General features: G+C 58.4%; 16 protein-coding genes. 12 read left to right on the forward strand and 4 right to left on the reverse strand.

Annotated elements, in window-relative coordinates; translation table 11 throughout:
* The first annotated feature begins 155 nt into the window (after positions 1–155).
* From FCH38_RS14720 to FCH38_RS14740, 5 genes are all read left to right on the forward strand, one after another.
* Entirely contained in the window at positions 156–1,106 is a 951-nt protein-coding gene (locus FCH38_RS14720) for a phosphoribosylaminoimidazolesuccinocarboxamide synthase (protein ID WP_149900601.1), read from the forward strand.
* Between the two features lie 2 nt (positions 1,107–1,108).
* Positions 1,109–1,768: a TetR family transcriptional regulator gene (locus tag FCH38_RS14725; protein WP_153515584.1), complete on the forward strand. Its 660-nt coding sequence runs from the start codon at positions 1,109–1,111 to the stop codon at positions 1,766–1,768.
* A gap of 201 nt (positions 1,769–1,969) precedes the next feature.
* Positions 1,970–3,172: an efflux RND transporter periplasmic adaptor subunit gene (locus tag FCH38_RS14730; protein ID WP_149900599.1), complete on the forward strand. Its 1,203-nt coding sequence runs from the start codon at positions 1,970–1,972 to the stop codon at positions 3,170–3,172.
* A 53-nt stretch (positions 3,173–3,225) separates the two neighbouring features.
* Complete coding sequence (locus tag FCH38_RS14735) at positions 3,226–6,315, forward strand: efflux RND transporter permease subunit (RefSeq protein ID WP_149900598.1); 3,090 nt, start codon at positions 3,226–3,228, stop codon at positions 6,313–6,315.
* Positions 6,316–6,465: 150 nt separating this feature from the next.
* On the forward strand, positions 6,466–7,908 hold the full coding sequence (locus FCH38_RS14740; protein WP_149900597.1) for an efflux transporter outer membrane subunit: 1,443 nt from the start codon (positions 6,466–6,468) through the stop codon (positions 7,906–7,908).
* Between the two features lie 107 nt (positions 7,909–8,015).
* On the opposite strand, the gene efp is transcribed toward FCH38_RS14740, so the two are convergent.
* Positions 8,016–8,585 (reverse strand): elongation factor P, encoded by a 570-nt coding sequence (gene efp, locus FCH38_RS14745; RefSeq protein ID WP_149900622.1) that lies wholly within the window; start codon positions 8,583–8,585, stop codon positions 8,016–8,018.
* A gap of 250 nt (positions 8,586–8,835) precedes the next feature.
* On the opposite strand from efp, the gene epmA reads away from it, so the two are divergent.
* From epmA to FCH38_RS14760, 3 genes are all read left to right on the forward strand, one after another.
* The gene (gene epmA / locus FCH38_RS14750) at positions 8,836–9,900 is read left to right on the forward strand and encodes an EF-P lysine aminoacylase EpmA (protein WP_174374204.1); all 1,065 of its coding nucleotides are present in this window, start codon (positions 8,836–8,838) and stop codon (positions 9,898–9,900) included.
* Positions 9,897–10,961 (forward strand): lysine-2,3-aminomutase-like protein, encoded by a 1,065-nt coding sequence (locus FCH38_RS14755; protein ID WP_174374205.1) that lies wholly within the window; start codon positions 9,897–9,899, stop codon positions 10,959–10,961. Before epmA ends, FCH38_RS14755 begins: the two co-directional genes overlap by 4 nt.
* A gap of 375 nt (positions 10,962–11,336) precedes the next feature.
* Positions 11,337–11,525: a hypothetical protein gene (locus tag FCH38_RS14760; RefSeq protein WP_045019798.1), complete on the forward strand. Its 189-nt coding sequence runs from the start codon at positions 11,337–11,339 to the stop codon at positions 11,523–11,525.
* A gap of 283 nt (positions 11,526–11,808) precedes the next feature.
* Here the strand turns inward: FCH38_RS14760 and FCH38_RS14765 are convergent, their stop codons facing one another.
* Positions 11,809–12,045 carry an Lrp/AsnC ligand binding domain-containing protein gene (locus FCH38_RS14765; RefSeq protein ID WP_003521320.1) on the reverse strand — a complete coding sequence of 79 codons (237 nt, stop codon included), beginning with the start codon at positions 12,043–12,045 and terminating at the stop codon, positions 11,809–11,811.
* A gap of 103 nt (positions 12,046–12,148) precedes the next feature.
* Positions 12,149–13,063 carry a LysR family transcriptional regulator gene (locus FCH38_RS14770; protein WP_174374206.1) on the reverse strand — a complete coding sequence of 305 codons (915 nt, stop codon included), beginning with the start codon at positions 13,061–13,063 and terminating at the stop codon, positions 12,149–12,151.
* Positions 13,064–13,193: 130 nt separating this feature from the next.
* Here FCH38_RS14770 and FCH38_RS14775 point away from each other — a divergent pair, with 130 nt between their 5' ends.
* The 4 genes from FCH38_RS14775 (at position 13,194) to modC (ending at position 17,295) form a co-directional block, all read left to right on the forward strand.
* Positions 13,194–14,477, forward strand: a complete 1,284-nt coding sequence (locus tag FCH38_RS14775; RefSeq protein ID WP_174374207.1) for an NAD(P)/FAD-dependent oxidoreductase — start codon at positions 13,194–13,196, stop codon at positions 14,475–14,477.
* 192 nt (positions 14,478–14,669) lie between these two features.
* Positions 14,670–15,461 (forward strand): molybdate ABC transporter substrate-binding protein, encoded by a 792-nt coding sequence (gene modA, locus FCH38_RS14780; RefSeq protein ID WP_174374208.1) that lies wholly within the window; start codon positions 14,670–14,672, stop codon positions 15,459–15,461.
* A gap of 53 nt (positions 15,462–15,514) precedes the next feature.
* Entirely contained in the window at positions 15,515–16,222 is a 708-nt protein-coding gene (gene modB, locus FCH38_RS14785) for a molybdate ABC transporter permease subunit (RefSeq protein WP_174374209.1), read from the forward strand.
* Positions 16,219–17,295, forward strand: a complete 1,077-nt coding sequence (modC, locus tag FCH38_RS14790; protein ID WP_174374210.1) for a molybdenum ABC transporter ATP-binding protein — start codon at positions 16,219–16,221, stop codon at positions 17,293–17,295. The genes modB and modC overlap by 4 nt, the downstream gene beginning before the upstream one ends.
* Here modC and FCH38_RS14795 read toward each other — a convergent pair.
* Entirely contained in the window at positions 17,264–17,659 is a 396-nt protein-coding gene (locus FCH38_RS14795; protein ID WP_149900589.1) for a winged helix-turn-helix domain-containing protein, read from the reverse strand. The two genes, modC and FCH38_RS14795, sit on opposite strands and share 32 nt — an antisense overlap.

Here is a 17,659-nt window from a genome sequence, read left to right on the forward strand (position 1 = left end):
GAGGACTTTAACAGAAATGCACATGAGGCTCCTGAAAAAGCCTCCTTTCTGTGGCGACTGGCCCTGTTCCGGGAAACATGCAATAGGAACGGGCAAGAGTTTCAGAAAGACCGGGGCGTTCAACGCCCCATATAAGCCCAAGAATTGGAGAGCCCGTGCGCATTCTCGATGAAGCCGTCATTCCCGAGCTGCCGAATTATTACCGTGGCAAGGTGCGGGAGAACTACGATCTGCCTGATGGCAACCGCATCATCATATCCACCGATCGCCTGAGCGCCTTTGACCGAATTCTTACATGCATTCCTTATAAGGGGCAGGTATTGACCCAGACGGCGCGCTACTGGTTCGAGCTGACGAAGGATATTTGTCCTAACCACGTGGTAAGTTATCCCGATCCGAATGTCGTCATCGGCAAGAGGCTGGACATACTGCCGGTAGAAGTGGTGGTTCGCGGTTATCTGGCCGGCACCACCGGCACATCGATCCTGACCCTTTACAAGAAGGGTGAGCGGCAGATGTACGGCATGAGCCTGCCGGACGGGATGAAGGACAATCAGATTTTACCCGAGCCGGTGATCACGCCGACAAGCAAGGCCTTCGATGGCGGCCATGACGAGCCGCTGACACCCGCAGAGATCGTCGAGAAGAAACTTCTGACACAGGAGCAATGGGACACGCTCTCTCATTATGCGCTGGCGCTGTTCAAGCGCGGGCAGGAGATTGCCGCAAAGCAGGGCCTCATCCTCGTCGACACGAAATATGAATTCGGGACCGATGAAAACGGCACGATCATTCTGGCCGACGAAATCCACACGCCGGATAGCAGCCGCTACTGGATGGCTGACAGCTATGAGGAAAGCTTCCGCAATGGCACACGGCCGGCGAGCTTCGACAAGGATTTCGTCAGAGCCTGGGTTGCCGAACGTTGCGATCCCTATAAGGACGAGGTGCCCGAGATCCCGCAGGACCTCGTCTTGCAGACCTCGAAGGTCTATATTGATGCTTATGAACGCATCACCGGACAGAGTTTCGTTCCCGACGATAGCGGTGAGACGCCGCTTGCAAGAATACGCCGAAATCTGGAGCGGTTTTTCCCCGGAGTCTGACCTTGAGCAAAACGATCGAACAGGCGCGAAAGGGTGACAGGAAGAACGACCGTCCTGTCAAACGCCGGCCTCGCCGTTCCGCCGAAGAAACACGGCGGGACATTCTCGCCAAAGCCGAAGAGCTTTTTCGCGAGCGTGGCTTCAATGCAGTGGCGATAGCCGATATCGCCGCAGCACTCAGCATGTCACCCGCCAATGTCTTCAAGAATTTCAGTTCGAAGAACGCACTCGTCGACGCCATAGCCTTCGAACAGATCGGGATCTTCGAAAGAGAGATCCGCCCGCTCGACGATGGTCACCCACCACTTGCCAGACTGCGCCACCTCGCCCGTACCCTGATGGAACAGCACCATCAGGACCTCAACGACAATCCCTATATATTCGAAATGATCCTGATGACGGCCAAGCAGGACATGAAGTGCGGCGACTATTATAAATCCGTCATCGCAAATCTGTTAGCCGACATTATCAGCGACGGCATCAACGCGAAGGTCTATGCGCCGGCGGACATTCCACCTCTGGCGGAAACCGTGCTCCACGCGCTGACAAGCGTTATCCATCCCGTCCTCGTTGCCCGGGAAGATATCGGCAATTTGGCAACACGTTGTGATCAACTCGTCGATTTAATCGATGCCGGATTGCGCAATCCACTTGCTAAGTGACGATTCCCTATTTACGTCACCTTCTCGCAATTGCTTGCGAAGCGCCTGAGCCTGCGCTTCTATGCGCGTGGCGGTCCGGAATGAATGTAATGACGAAGGCCCCATAAGGCCTTTCCCTGTCATACCTATTCTTTCCGGGCGCGCATCCGCCGAGCGACATTGCGCTTGTAGTTGAATGCGACTGATACGCAGGGAAGAACAATGAGCCGACGTATTTTACCCCTATTTGCTTCTTTGTGTGTAACAGCGCTCCTGGCGGGATGCAGCGATGGCGGCGAGAGCAGCCAGACCGCCGGTCAGGGTGCCGAGCGTCCGCCGTCTCCGGTCAGCATCATCCTGATGAAGAGCAGCGAATATCCTCTGACAACAGTGCTTCCCGGTCGCGCCAGCGCATTCCAGACCGCCGAGATCCGTCCGCGCGTTACCGGCATCATCCGCGAAATTCCCTTCAAGGAAGGCAGCGAGGTCAAGCAGGGCGACGTTCTCTACCAGATCGAAGACAACACCTATCTGGCGGAAGTGGCGCAGGCCAAGGCAAGCGTGGCGAAGGCCGAAGCCAGCGTTCCAAGCGCCGAGGCGAACCTTGCCCGTTACGAACGGCTGGTCAACAGCGGCGCAACCCAGATCGAATATGAAAACGCCAAGGTGACGCTGCTGCAGGCACAGGCCGACGTGGCCCAGACCAAGGCGGCGCTGGAAACGGCTGAAATCAATCTCGACCTCACCAAGGTCCGCGCACCTTTCGACGGCATCACCAGCGCCACCGCTTTCAGCATCGGCAACGTGGTGACGGCAAACCAGACGACGGCTTTGACGACGCTGCGTCGCATCGATCCGATCTATATCGATCTGATGGAATCCAGCATCAATCTTCTGCGTCTGAAAAATGCGATTTCGTCGGGCCAGCTCGGCGGCGACACCAAGGAAACCGGCATTCATCTGACGCTGGAAGACGGCACCGAATACAAGCATGACGGCAAGATCGACATGTCGGACATGGCGGTGAGCGAAACAACCGGCACGTTCTCCATCCGCGCCCTCTTCGAAAATCCGGACGATCTTCTGCTTCCCGGCACCTATGTTCGCGCCACGCTGACCATCGGCAAGGAGAAGGGCTTCCGCATTCCGCAGCGCGCGGCAAGCCGGAACGCCAATGGCGAACTGACCGCAAAGTTCGTCTCGGCGGAAAACAAGGTGGAAACCCGCACCTTCCCGTCCAGCCAGCAATCCAACAACGCCTGGCTGGTGATGGAAAACGTCAAGGATGGCGACAAGCTCATCGTGGACGGCTTCCAGTGGATTGCCGACGGCGCGACAGTGGCGCCGGTGGAAGTAACCATCGACGATCGCGGTATCGTTGTTCTGCCGCAGCAAGCTCCGCCTGCCGCCGCCCCCTCGAAATAAGCATGAGCACGAAACCCTTGGTCGAAGCTCGTAAAAGGTAAGGCAGGACTGCCATGGCCCATTTCTTCATCCGGCGCCCCGTTTTTGCATGGGTTATCGCCATCGTCATCATGCTGGGCGGCGCGTTGGCAATCGCGACGCTCTCCATCTCGCAATATCCCGATATTGCACCGACGACGGTGCGCGTCAGCGCGACCTATAACGGCGCCAGCGCCGAAACAGTCGAAAAATCGGTGACGACGATCATTGAGGACGGCATGACCGGCCTCGATGACCTCACCTATATGACGTCGTCTTCCTCCACCGGCAGCGCCGAAGTGACCCTGACCTTCGGCAACAGCATCATGCCTGACATCGCGCAGGTTCAGGTGCAGAACAAGCTGCAGCTCGTCCAGTCACAATTGCCCGATACCGTGCAGCAGCAGGGTATCCAGGTCAGCCGCTCCACCTCGAGCATTCTGATGGTGGGGGCGCTGATCTCCACCGACGGCAAGCGCAATTCCGCCGATCTCGGCGACGTGTTCTCCTCACGCGTCGAAGACCAGATCAAGCGTCTGGAAGGTGTGGGCAGCATCAACGTCTTCGGCTCCGAATATGCGATGCGCATCTGGCTGGATCCGTTCAAGCTCAACAAATATCAGCTGACCACCGCTGACGTCACCGGCGCCATCCAAAGCCAGAACACCCAGGTTTCGGTCGGTTCGCTCGGTGCGGTTCCTGCCGTCAAAGGCCAGCAGCTCAACGTGACAGTGACGGCGCAGAGCCAGCTGACCACGGTCGCCGATTTCGAATCGGTGATCCTGAAAGTCGAAAAAGATGGCTCGACCGTCCGCCTCAGCGACGTGGCCCGCATCGAAATCGGCCAGGAAACCTATGGTGGAGATTCTCGCTCCAACGGCCGGCCTTCTGCCGGTTTCGCAGTCAACCTTGCCACCGGTGCGAACGCGCTCGACACGGCGGCGCGCGTAAAATCGGCGCTTTCCGCCGTCGAGGGTTCGCTGCCCGAGGGCGTCTCGATCGAGTATCCCTACGACACGACACCCTTCGTGAAGCTGTCGATCGAGAAGGTGGTGCATACGCTGATCGAGGCGATCATCCTCGTTTTCGTCGTGCTTCTGGTGTTCTTGCAAAACCTCAGAGCCACCTTCATTCCCATGATCGCGGTGCCCGTCGTGCTTCTCGGCACCTTCGGTGTGCTTGCGCTGACAGGATATTCCATCAACACCCTCACCATGTTCGCCATGGTTCTCGCCATCGGACTTCTCGTCGATGACGCCATCGTCGTTGTCGAAAACGTCGAGCGCATCATGTCGGAAGAAGGCCTGTCGCCGGTCGAGGCGACCGAAAAATCGATGGGTGAGATCACCGGTGCAATCATCGGCATTGCGCTCGTCCTGACCGCCGTGTTCATTCCGATGGCTTTCTTCGGCGGATCGACGGGCATCATCTATCGTCAGTTCTCGATCACCATCGTTTCGGCCATGCTGCTTTCGGCTGTGGTCGCCATCGTTCTGACACCGGCGCTTTGCGCAACCATGCTGAAGCCCATCGACCACAATAAAAAGAAGCGTGGACCGGGTGCGTGGTTCAACCGTGGCTTCGGCAAGACGACGGACGGCTATGTCTCTTCCATTGGCTACCTGCTGAAACGCCCCCTGCGTGTCATGATTCTCTTTGCGATCGTCATAGGCGGCTGCGCCTGGTTCTTCAGCAAGCTACCAAGCTCCTTCCTGCCGCAGGAAGACCAGGGCGTGCTTCTGACGATCATCCAGACACCGACCGGTTCGAACATCGAACGCACCAACGAGGTTGTGAAGCAGGTTGAAAACTACTTCCGCGAAAAAGAAGCCAACAATGTCGAATCTGTTTTCGGTGTGCTTGGCTTCAGCTTCAGCGGTTCAGGCCAGAACAACGCCATCGTCTTCACCAAGCTCAAGGATTTTGCCGAAAGAACGGCACCCGACCAGCACGCCGCCGCCATCGTGCAGCGCGCTATGGGCACCTTCTTCGGTTTCCGCGATGCGCAGGTCTTCCCGCTTTTGCCGCCGGCAATTCAGGGCATGGGTACATCGAGCGGTTTCTCGATGTATCTGGTGGATAGCGGCCGCAACGGCACCGACGCATTGACTGCCTCATCCAAGGAGCTGATCGCGCTTGCCACGGGCAATCCGAAGATCAGCTCGCTTCGAAGCGACAGCCAGGACAATGAAACGCAGATGAAGATCATTCTCGATCAGGAAAAGATGGGGGCCATGGGCGTCGATCTTGCCTCCGTGAATCTCATGCTGACGACGATCTTTGCCGGCAGGGATGTCAATGACTTCACGCTTAACGGCGAACTCAAGCCCGTCTATGTCCAGAGCGACGCGCCCTACCGCATGCAGCCGGACGACCTCAAGTTCTGGTATGCCCGCAACACCAACGGCGAAATGGTGCCCTTCTCCTCCTTCAGCGAGGTGAAGTGGATCAACGCCCCGCCGTCTCTCGCCCGTTACAACGGAACAGGCGCAATCTCGCTTGAAGGTACAGCCGGGACAGGCGTCGCCTCCGGTGAGGCCATGGACGAGATGGAGCGCCTGACGGCAAGCCTGCCGGGCGGTTACACCGTGGCGTGGCAGGGCATTTCCTACCAGGAACGTCTGTCCGGTTCACAGGCGCCCATGCTTTATGCGCTGTCGGTGCTCATCGTGTTCCTTTGCCTCGCCGCGCTTTATGAAAGCTGGTCGATCCCCTTCTCGGTCATTCTGGCCGTCCCGGTGGGTGTCCTTGGCGCTTTGACTGCGGCCCACTTCTTCGGTCAGACAAACGACGTCTACTTCAAGGTGGGCCTGCTGACGACCATCGGCCTTGCGGCGAAAAACGCGATCCTGATCGTCGAATTCGCCAAGGAGAGGCAGGAGCATGGATTAAGTCTGGTGGAAGCTGCGCTGGAAGCTGCGAAGCTGCGCCTGCGTCCGATCATCATGACGTCGCTTGCCTTTATCCTCGGAGTCGTGCCTCTCGCGATTGCAACTGGAGCGGGTTCTGCCGCGCAAAATGCAATCGGTATCGGGGTGCTGGGTGGTATGCTTTCTGCAACACTGCTCGGAATTTTCTTCGTTCCGTCCTTTTTCGTCATCATTCGTCGCCTTTCAAGGCGTTAACAAAACAAAAATGGGCTGTGCCAACCGTTAATACGCTGCTAGAAATGTTGCCGATTTGGCTAATGCACGTTTCTACGGCATATCGACCGCGCAGCCCATTTGTCAGCAAGCCGCGCTCGGTAAGCCAACCTATAGAATTGGGAAAATTATATGCTGTCTATTCGCGCAACTCTTCCCCTGACAATGCTGCTGCTTTCAGGCTGCGTCGTCGGACCCGACCACAAGACCCCGGAAATCCAATTGCCGGGAAAGTTCGCGGAAGCTGGGAAAACCGGTAATGGCGATATAAGCACCGTTGCATGGTGGACGGCCTTTAACGACAGCCGCCTGAACGGTTATGTTTCAACTGGCCTGGCGCAGAACCTGACCGTGATGCAGGCGATAGAGCGCATCAATCAGGCGGAAGCCCAGGTGATCGCGGCCGGTGCTGACGGTCTGCCGGGCCTGACGGCCAACGGCAGCCACACGACCAGTGAGACCAAGGGAAGCTACCGTGACGTTCCCGTCACCAACGTGTCTTCGGGCAGCCTCAGCGTTTCCTGGTTCCTCGACCTTTTCGGTCGCTATCGCCGGGCAACGGAAAGCGCCAATGCATCGCTTGATGCCGCTTACTCTACCGTCGACGTTCAGCGCCTGACGCTGATTTCATCCGTCGCCGCAGCCTATATCGACGTGCGTTATTATCAGGAGCGTCTGGCGATTGCCCGCCAGAACCTGGGTTCCCGCCGCGAAACGCTTGACCTGACCAAGTTGCAGCTTGAAGCCGGTGCAGCGTCGCGCCTCGATGTCGTCCAGTCCGAAGGTCTGGTCAATTCCACGCTGTCGCAGATACCAGGCCTCGAAACCAGCTTCCGCAAGGCCGCACATCGCATCGCGACCCTGCTCGGCATGCCGGCCTCGTCGCTCATTGCTGAACTGCAAAAGGGCGCTCGCCAGCCTGTTGCGCGTGCAGTTCCCCGCACCGGTATTCCGGCCGACCTGATCCGCAACCGTCCGGACATTCGCGTCGCTGAACGCAATCTGGCCGCTGCGGTCGCCTCGATCGGCGTCGCTGAAGCTCAGCTTTATCCGAGCATCGAACTCGGTGGCGCGATCACCCCGAGCTACAATTTCCTGAGCGGCGGTGGCAGGGGAACGGCCAATAGCTGGTCGTTTGGCCCAAGCCTCGTTCTGCCGATCCTTGATGGCGGCAAACTCCGCGCCAATGTCGACCTGACCAACTCGCAGGCGCGCGAGCAATATCTCGTCTGGAAATCGACCGTTCTTAACGCAGTGGAAGAAGTCGAGAACGCTCTGGCCGCCGTCAATCGCGACCAGCGTACCGTAGACGCGCTGAGAAAGACCGTCGCCTCCTACCAGGAAGCGCTGCAGCTCTCCACCGCCAGCTACCGTGATGGTGCATCGTCTCTGCTCGACGTTCTGGATGCTCAGCGCTCGGTCTCGGATGCGCAGGCAAACCTTGCCACGGCGATCCAAACGACCGCACAGGACTATGTGTCACTGAACGTGGCGCTCGGCGGCGGCTATGCCGTTGGCCAGCCTGCCCCGAAGAAGGTGCCCGGCCCCACCCGGACCGCGGCGAAGGCTATGTAAGACACGGCAAACCAAAAAAGCCCGCGTTTCGACGCGGGCTTTTTGTTATTCCAGACACAAAAAAAGCACCGGGTAACCGGTGCTTTTTGTTTAACCCGCGATCAGGCTCAGCTCTTGGCACGCTCGACGTAGGAATTGTCTTCCGTCGCGATGACAACGCGAATACCGGCGTCGACATGCGGCGGAACCATGGTGCGGATGCCGTTGGAGAGGATTGCCGGCTTGTAGGAAGAAGAAGCCGTCTGGCCCTTCACGACCGGTTCCGTTTCCACGATTTCCAGCGTCACGTGGCGCGGCAGTTCAACAGACAGCGGATTGCCTTCGTGGATGGACAGAACGCAGGTCATGCCTTCCTGCAGATAGGCCTTCTGGTCGCCCATGGTGTCAACGTCGACAACCACCTGATCGTAGTTGGCCGGGTTCATGAAGTGGAAACCTTCGCCGTCTTCATAGAGGAACTGGAAGTTCAGGTCTTCGACGAAAGCCCGCTCGACCTGTTCGGTGGTGCGCCAGCGCTCGGAGACCTTTACACCATCAACGATGCGGCGCATGTCCACCTGCGTGACCGGCGTGCCCTTGCCGGGATGAAAGTTCTGCGCGGTGAGAACAACGTAAAGCTTGCCGTCCACGTCGAGAACATTGCCCTTGCGGACGGATGAGGCGATAACCTTGACCATATGACTTCCTTGTAACTCGATGAAATGCGTCGTAAAGGACTGCGCGGCAGCACCGGCCCCGTCAGACATTTTGTCTTTTTTCTGGGGCGCAACTACCTTAAATCCGCACGAATTGCCAGCCTTCTACAGCAATTCGCGGAAGAGTGCCTAGCGGTTTTCCGCCCGGAATTGCTTTAAATGACGCGATCAGGCGTTTTGCGGGGCGTTTAACCGCAACAGGCGCCGCAGAGAAGACGGAAAAGAAGAGAAGATGCGCGCAAACAACGAGACAATGTCGCCCTGGTGGACGCCCGACGTCCATGCCGACCGCCGCGCTTTTCTCATTGGCCGCAATGCGATCCAGTCGGCATTTCGCAGCCACTTTGCCCGCGCTGATTTTCTCGAGGTCGATACCGCCACCCTGCAGATTTCCCCCGGTAACGAGGCCCATCTGCACGCCTTTGCTACGGAGGGCCTGACGCCGGGCGGCGATGCCGTACCGCTCTATCTCCACACCTCGCCGGAATTTGCCTGCAAGAAGCTGCTTGCCGCCGGTGAAAAACGCATTTCCTGTTTCGCCCATGTTTACAGGAACCGGGAAAGAGGCCCCTTGCACCATCCGGAATTCACCATGCTGGAATGGTATCGGGTCGGTGAAACCTATGAGAGCCTGATGAAGGACAGCGCCGATCTTCTGGCGCTGGCCGCTGAAACCACCGGCACAAAAAACTTCACCTATCGTGGCCGCAGCGTCGATCCCTTTCTCGAACCTGAACGGTTGAGCGTCGCGGAGGCATTCGAGCGTTATGCGGGGATAGACCTTCTGGCCACCATCAGCCGAAACGGTGAGACAGACGAGCGGCACCTCGCCGCCAGCCTCACCAATGCCGGCATCCGCGTCGCCGACGACGATACCTGGGCGGATATGTTCAGCCGCGTCATCGTCGAGCGGGTGGAGCCGGAACTGGGCTTCGGCCGCGCCACCATTCTCGATGAATATCCGACGAGCGAAGCAGCCCTCGCCCGCAAGTCTGCGAGGGATGTGCGCGTCGCAGAACGTTTCGAGCTTTATGCCTGCGGCGTGGAACTTGCCAATGCCTTCGGTGAATTGACCGACGCCACTGAACAGAGACGGCGCTTCGAAATGGAGATGGCCGAGAAGCGACGGGTCTATGGCGAGACCTATCCGCTGGATGAGGATTTTCTCGCTGCACTGGCCATCATGCCGCCGGCCAGCGGCATCGCGCTCGGTTTTGACCGGCTGGTAATGCTGGCGACCGGCGCTCCCCGTATCAATCTCGTCATGTGGGCACCCGTTGCGGAATATGGACGATGACAAGGCTCGAAACCATCAAGACACCCGAAGCACTTGTCGAAGCGGGGCTGGTCGAGGCCAGCGCACTGGAGGGCCTGCGCGCGGTAACGCAGCGTTACGCGCTGGCGATCACACCACCGATTGCCGATCTCATCGACAGCCGCGATCCGCAGGATCCCATTGCCCGGCAATTTGTGCCTGATACGGCCGAACTTATCCACCTTCCCGAAGAACGCGACGATCCGATCGGCGACGACGCCCATAGCCCTGTGCATGGTATCGTTCATCGTTATCCCGACCGGGTTCTTTTAAAAGCGGTGCATGTCTGCCCCGTCTATTGCCGTTTCTGCTTCCGTCGCGAAATGGTCGGCCCGCAGGGCAACGGTATGATGAGCCCGGAGGAGCTGGACGCCGCATTCGACTACATAAATGCCAACTCGGCCATCTGGGAAGTCATCCTCACCGGTGGCGATCCGCTGGTGCTCTCGGCGCGACGCCTGTCCGACCTGATGAAGCGGTTAAAAGACATACCGCATGTGAAGATCGTCCGGTTCCATACCCGCGTGCCGGTCGTCGATCCTGAGCGCATCGACGGGCCGCTTATCGAAGCCCTCAAGGCCAGCGGCAAGACCACCTATGTGGCTCTGCACGCCAATCACGCACGCGAACTTGGCGATCAAGCCAGAAGCGCCTGCGCGCGGCTGATTGATGCCGGCATAGCCATGGTCAGCCAGACGGTGCTTCTGAAGGGCGTCAATGACGACCCGGCAACTCTGGCCGAGCTTATGCGCGCCTTTGTTGAGACCCGCATCAAGCCCTATTACCTGCACCATCCCGATCTTGCCCCCGGCACCAGCCATTTCCGGCTGACGATCGAAGAGGGCCAGCGAATCGTTTCCGCCTTGCGGGGGAATCTCTCCGGTCTCTGCCAGCCGACCTATGTTCTCGACATACCCGGCGGCCACGGCAAGGCGGCAATTGGCAGAAATGCGGCCGAAAAAACCCGTGAGGGCTGTTATTCTGTAGCCGATTTCAACGGCAACGATCATATTTACCCGCCGCAGACACCCGGCAGCAATTAAAATAAAATAAAAAGCCCGCTGTGCCGGGCTTTTGTGGGCGGCCACCAACGAAAACAAAAATTTCACAATTCCGCCCCTCTCCTGTCATCATAAAGAAAAATATTCTACCTATAACAATCAGCATTGATTTTAGTGCAGGTCTGGAATATCAGTGTGTAACTGGAGAACGAGTCTCCTGATTCCGGGCCAACACCAATACAGGGAGTGTGTCATGTCAAAATATATCAACATTAACGCAATCCTTGGTCTTGTGTCCTGGAACGCTGGATTTAAATCCACGTGTTCCCGCTGCTGTCGAATGTGACTTAACGGTCTCAATTTCCTGAAATTCAGTTCGACAACATGCTGTGAAGTAGCCACAGCGGGAGTATATCTATGCAAAAGCAAGTTATTGAATTCGCTGGCGAACCCGTCGGCATCGTCATACCGGACAATGACCGGTTGAAGTTTATCGCGGTAAAGTTCCACGTTCACGATCTGGACGAACAGAAGTTCGACAGTGCCGATGACGTGCGGATCGCAATCCGTGATCTCGTGCGCAACCGGAATCTGGCCGCGGCCTGATGCGGGAAAACTATCGCCCGCTCACAGAACCGTCAAAACCAAAGCGCGCCAAATATCGGGCCCCAAATTGCGGGCCGATGGCGCGCTTTTATTTTGCATGACAATTCGTCTGCCGGCGTGACGCAGCCCATTCAGGGTGTATCAAAACACGCCGATCCGCTGATCTGAAAAGCCCCGACAAGGCCCTCCCCCCAAAGACACACATCTTGATCTAATGAAGCGGCGTACCGCCCAGGGAGCACCATCACCTTTACAGCGATGTGCCTATGAAGGCTTATCCGCGTCAGAACGCGGTAAAAGTCAGCGTCGTCAGCGAGCGGACGATCCCCGGAATATTGACGATGTTCTGGTTGATGAACTTGCCGATATCCTCTTCCTGCGGAAGATAGATTTTCAGCAGCAGATCATATTCGCCGCTGGTTGAATAAAGCTCGGAAACCAGTTCGGTTTTATAGATGGCGTCGGCGACATCATAAGTCTTGCCGGGCTCACACTGAAGCTGAACAAAAATGGGCTTCACGGACATCTCCCGTATTGGAACTTTCGGTGTGTGGCGTCTGGCACCACACGTCATGGCGCACTATTGGCTGAGCCGCACCAGACTTGCAAGACCGCCCGCCGGTTTACGCCGAAAACGCCCCTGCCCCACGCGCCGCCTCAGCAACGATCCAGTGCCGGAAGCTCTCAAGCGGCGCATAACCGGCGCGATCAGGCATACAGGCAAGATAATAGGCCTCTTCGCTTTCCACCTCCCCCGCGACAGCCGCAACCAGACGCCCGCTTCGCAACTCCTCCTCGATCATGAAGGACGGAATGAGCGATACGCCGAGCCCCGCACCTGCGGCTTCAGCAATGGTTGTGAACTGATCGAAAAGCATGCCATGCACATTGTCGAAACGCACATCATGGCTGCGAAACCATTGTTCCCAGGCATCCGGCCGGGTCGTCATATGCAGCAGCGGCACCTGTAACAGATCGTCCGGCCTTGAAAGTCCATGGCGCTCACTGAAGGCGGGGCTGCATACCGGAATGACCTTTTCATGCATCAGGAAAACCAGCTCGGTGCCCGGCCAGTGTGGCAGACCGAAATGGATCGCCGCGTCGACGGTATCGGTCCGAAAATCGAACAATGACGAGCGCGTTAAAAGATTGACCGAAACACCCGGATGCCGGGTGATGAAATCGGGAAGGCGCGGCACGAGCCAGCGCGTGCCGAAGCTGGGCAGGACACCGAGATTGAGCGTGCCCCCATCCGGATTGGCGCGTAGATTAAGCGAAGCGGTCGATATGCGCCGCAGGGCTTCGCGAATTTCCCGCGCATAACCCTCCCCCGCCCTTGTCAGCCGGATCGTCTGCCGCTCGCGGAGAAACAGCGCCACACCAAGCTGTTCTTCCAGCGCCAGAATCTGACGGCTGACGGCGCCCTGCGTCAGGCCGAGTTCCCTCGCCGCAGCGGTGACGCTGCCCGTCCGCGAAGCGGCTTCGAAGGCCGCCAGCAGCGAAAGCGACGGCAGAAAACGGCGCGGCGGCAGAACCATATTCCCTCACGGAATGAACTCTTGACGATATGTCGATATTCAACAGGTATGGTCACTTGTAAAGTCTCATAAACAAGGGCTTGTCACTCATACGAAAAACAAATGAACTGGCCCGGAATATGGTGGAACGATGTATAACGACCCCCGCTCGCACGGCCTCTGGGAAAAGACCGCGCCGCAGCCGCCCGCAACGCCCGCCTTGCAGGGCTCGGCGGTTGCCGATGTCGTGATCATCGGTGGCGGCTTCACCGGGCAATCCGCCGCCCTGCATCTTGCTGAAAGAGGCGTAGACGTCGTCCTTCTCGAGGCTAAGGAAATCGGCTTTGGCGGCGCAGGCCGTAATGTCGGCCTCATCAATGGCGGCATGTGGGTCATGCCCAGGGAATTGCCGGGTGTATTGGGCGAGGTTTACGGCGAACGCCTTCTCGGCCTTCTGGGCGATGCACCATTGCTCGTCCGCGCACTGGTGGAAAAACACGAGATTTCCTGCGAGATCGAAAAAAACGGCACCCTGCATTGTGCCGTTGGCGAGAAAGGCCTCGCGGAAATTCGCGAGCGCTGCGAACAATGGGCGGCGAGAGGCGCGCCTGTCCGTGTTCTCGATGCCGATGAAACTGCAAGGCGCACCGGCAGCACTGGCTATTCCGGCTCTCTTCTGGACACCCGCGCCGGCACGATTCAGCCGCTTGCCTATGTTCGTGGTCTAGCGGCCGCCGCGCAAAAGGCAGGTGCGCGGCTGCACACCGCAAGCCCCGTGGTGGCAACCGAACGCAGCGGTGGACAATGGGTGGTGAAGACGCCGCAGGGATCGGTAACCGCCAACTGGATCATCGTGGCCACCGAAGCCTATAGCACCGGCCCTTGGCAGATCGTCCGCGATGAGCAGACCTACCTGCCCTATTTCAACTTCGCCACCAGACCGCTCAGCGACAACCTGCAAAAAAGCATCCTGCCGAACCGCGAAGGCTGCTGGGACACGAAGGAAATCCTCTCGTCGTTCCGCATGGACAAGGCCGGCCGGCTGGTCTTCGGCAGCGTCGGCGCCTTGCGGGGCACAGGCGCCGCCATTCATCGGGCCTGGGCGAAACGGTCGCTGAAACGGCTTTTTCCGCAGTTGGGTGAAACGGAATTCGAATGTGAATGGTATGGCCAGATCGGCATGACCGACAATGCCGTGCCGCGCTTTCATAAATTCGCGGACAATGTCGTAGGCTTTTCAGGATATAACGGCCGCGGTATCGCCCCGGGTACCGCCTTCGGCAAGGTAATTGCACAGCATATTCTGGGTGACATAGCCGAAAGCAACCTGCCCTTGCCGATCACGGAACCCAAGGCACAGGCTTTCCGTGCGGTGAAGGAAGCATACTACGAAGCTGGCGCGCAGATCGCCCATTTCGCCGGCGAGCGTTTCTGATCAGCTATGCCTGCAATGTTTGGCACAGGCCGAACATGACGAATGAAAGGTTTTCGAACTTTTTCACCGACCGCACCAGCCAAAGCTGCGGCCTTTCCCCCGACCCATCGATATATTCTTGAAAATATAATGATTGCCCTATAGGCCTATCGATATATTCATCAAAATATCTCGAAACGGGGGTAACAGACCATGAGACTTTTGCGTCGCAACTTCTTCAAAACCATTGCCGCCGCCACCTCCTTCTGGGTGGCAGCTTCCTTTGTGGGTGTTCCGGCCCATGCCGCCGAAAAAGTCACGGTCTTTGCTGCCGCGAGCATGAAAAACGCGCTCGACGCCATCAATGCCGAATGGGCAAAGGAAGGCGGCAACGAAGCGACCGTTTCTTATGCCGCAAGCTCCGCGCTCGCCAAACAGATCGAGCAGGGCGCGCCGGCGGATATCTTCATTTCCGCTGACCTTGCATGGATGGATTATGTCGCCGAAAAGAAGCTGATCAACGCCGACAGCCGCTCCAATCTTCTTGGCAATCGCATCGTTCTCGTCGCTCCCGCAGACAAGGCAAAGCCCGTCGATATCAAGCAGGGCTTCGATCTTGCTGCTCTCGTGGGCGATGGCCGTCTGGCCATGGGCGCGGTCGATTCCGTTCCCGCCGGTAAATACGGCAAGGCGGCGCTGGAAAAGCTCGGCGCCTGGTCTTCGGTTGAAAAGAAAGTCGCCGGCGCGGAAAGCGTGCGTGCCGCTCTGCTGCTCGTCTCACGCGGCGAAGCACCCTATGGCATCGTTTATCAGACCGACGCAGCCGCCGATCCGGGCGTAAAGATTGTCGGCACCTTCCCGGAAGACAGCCACCCGCCGATCATCTACCCGGTCGCCGTTCTTTCGGAAGCAAAGTCTCCGGCTGCAAAGGCCTATCTGGACTTCCTGAAGTCGGCCAAGGCAACGCCCTTCTTCGAAAAGCAAGGCTTTACCGTTTTGAAATAAGCTTGTCTCAGGCCCACCTCCCGGTGGGCCATGAAACTTGACGATTGCAGGATATGGCATTGCATTGGTGGACACTCAGCCCTGAAGAATGGACGGCGATCAGGCTCAGCCTGTGGGTGTCCTCCATCGCCATGTTCGCCAGCCTGCCCTTCGGCATTGCAGTAGCCGTGGCGCTTGCCCGCGGCCGCTTCTGGGGCAAATCGCTGCTCAACGGCATTGTCCATCTGCCGCTCATTCTGCCGCCCGTCGTCACCGGCTTCCTGCTGCTCGTTCTCTTCGGCCGCAGGGGCGCCATCGGGCAATTTCTCGATAGCTGGTTCGGCATCGTCTTTTCTTTCCGCTGGACGGGCGCCGCACTCGCCTGCGCCGTCATGGCCTTCCCACTGATGGTGCGCTCCATCCGCCTCTCCATCGAAGCGGTGGACCGCAAGCTGGAAGAGGCAGCGGGAACATTGGGGGCAAGCCCGCTCTGGGTGTTCCTCACCGTCACTCTGCCTTTGATCCTGCCCGGCATCATCGCCGGCATGATTCTCGCTTTCGCCAAGGCGATGGGCGAATTCGGCGCGACCATCACCTTCGTGTCCAATATTCCCGGCGAGACCCAGACACTGTCTGCCGCCATCTACACCTTCACACAGGTGCCCGGCGGCGATGCCGGTGCATTGCGGCTGACCATCGTTTCCGTCGTGATTTCCATGCTCGCCTTGCTCGTCTCGGAGTTTCTGGCCCGCATCATCGGCAAACGGGTGAGCATGGAATGACGCTCTCGGTCTCCACTCGCCATCGCCTCGGCTCCTTCGAACTCGACGCGTCATTCACCTCCGAAGGCGGCGTGACCGCACTGTTCGGGCGCTCCGGCTCCGGCAAGACCTCGATGATCCGCATCATTGCCGGCCTGCTGCGGCCGGATGAAGGAAAGGTCTCGCTCGATGGCGAAGTACTGGCCGATAGCGGAAAGCGGCTGTTCCTGCCGGCGCATAAACGACGTTTCGGTTATGTCTTTCAGGAGGCGCGGCTCTTCCCGCATCTCAGCGTGGCGCAGAACCTGAATTATGGCAGATGGTTCACCTCAGACAAAACGAAGGTCGTACAAGAAGACCATATCGTCGACATGCTGGGCATCGGCCATCTTTTGCAGCGCCGTCCGAACAAACTCTCGGGCGGCGAAAAACAGCGCGTTGCCATCGGCCGCGCCTTGCTCTCTTGCCCCAGACTGCTGCTGATGGACGAACCGCTCGCCTCGCTGGACGAGCAGCGCAAAGCCGAGATCATTCCCTATCTCGAGCGGCTGCGCGACGAGACGAAAATTCCGATCGTCTATGTCAGCCATTCCATCCAGGAAGTCGCCCGCCTTGCCGACCGCATTGTGGTGATGAAAGACGGTAAGGTGGAAGCCGAGGGAACCGCGGCCGAAGTTCTGGGGAGACCCGATTTCAGCAGCCATCTGGAGCGGCGGGAAGCGGGCAGCATCCTGTCAGGGCACATCGAAAGCTTCGATGCACGGCACGGGCTTGCCGCCGTCAGACTCAACACAGCGCTGCTTCAGGTTCCGGCAAAAAAAGGAACACCCGGCAGCCCTGCACGGGTGCTGATACCGGCTCGCGATGTCATGCTGGCTTTGGTGAAACCCGAAGGCCTTAGCGCACTCAACATTCTCGAAGGCCATATTGCAGATATCTCGGTCAGCGAGGGCGGCATGGTGACGGTTCAGGTGGATTGCGGTGGGGACATCATCCAGTCACGCATCACCGACCTCTCGCGCGAACGCCTGCAACTGGCGCCCGGCAAACCGGTGCATGCGATCATAAAATCCGCGGCTCTCGATCCGTATTGACGGCGGCCTGCGGATTACGATTGGCCTCTAGCCAGTCGATATCCTGACGCAAGACTTCGTTCATCTGCTTTTGCATGCCGCGATAACGTTCCAGCAATTCAGCACCGAAGGCGGTCAGCGCTGCCCCGCCGCCCTGCTTGCCGCCGCGCTGGGATTCGATCACCGGCTGCCTGAACATATGGTTCAGCGCATCGACCAGCAGCCATGCTCGGCGATAGGACATGTCCATTGCCCGGCCGGCGGCAGAGATCGAGCCGGTCTCCACAATCAGCTCCATCAACTCGATCTTGCCATGGCCCAGACGTTCTCCCGGCGGAAAATCAATGCGGAGAACAGGTTTCAGCGGCGGACGTGTCTCGCTCAT

This window comes from Agrobacterium tumefaciens, assembly GCF_013337285.1.
GTDB lineage: Bacteria > Pseudomonadota > Alphaproteobacteria > Rhizobiales > Rhizobiaceae > Agrobacterium > Agrobacterium burrii.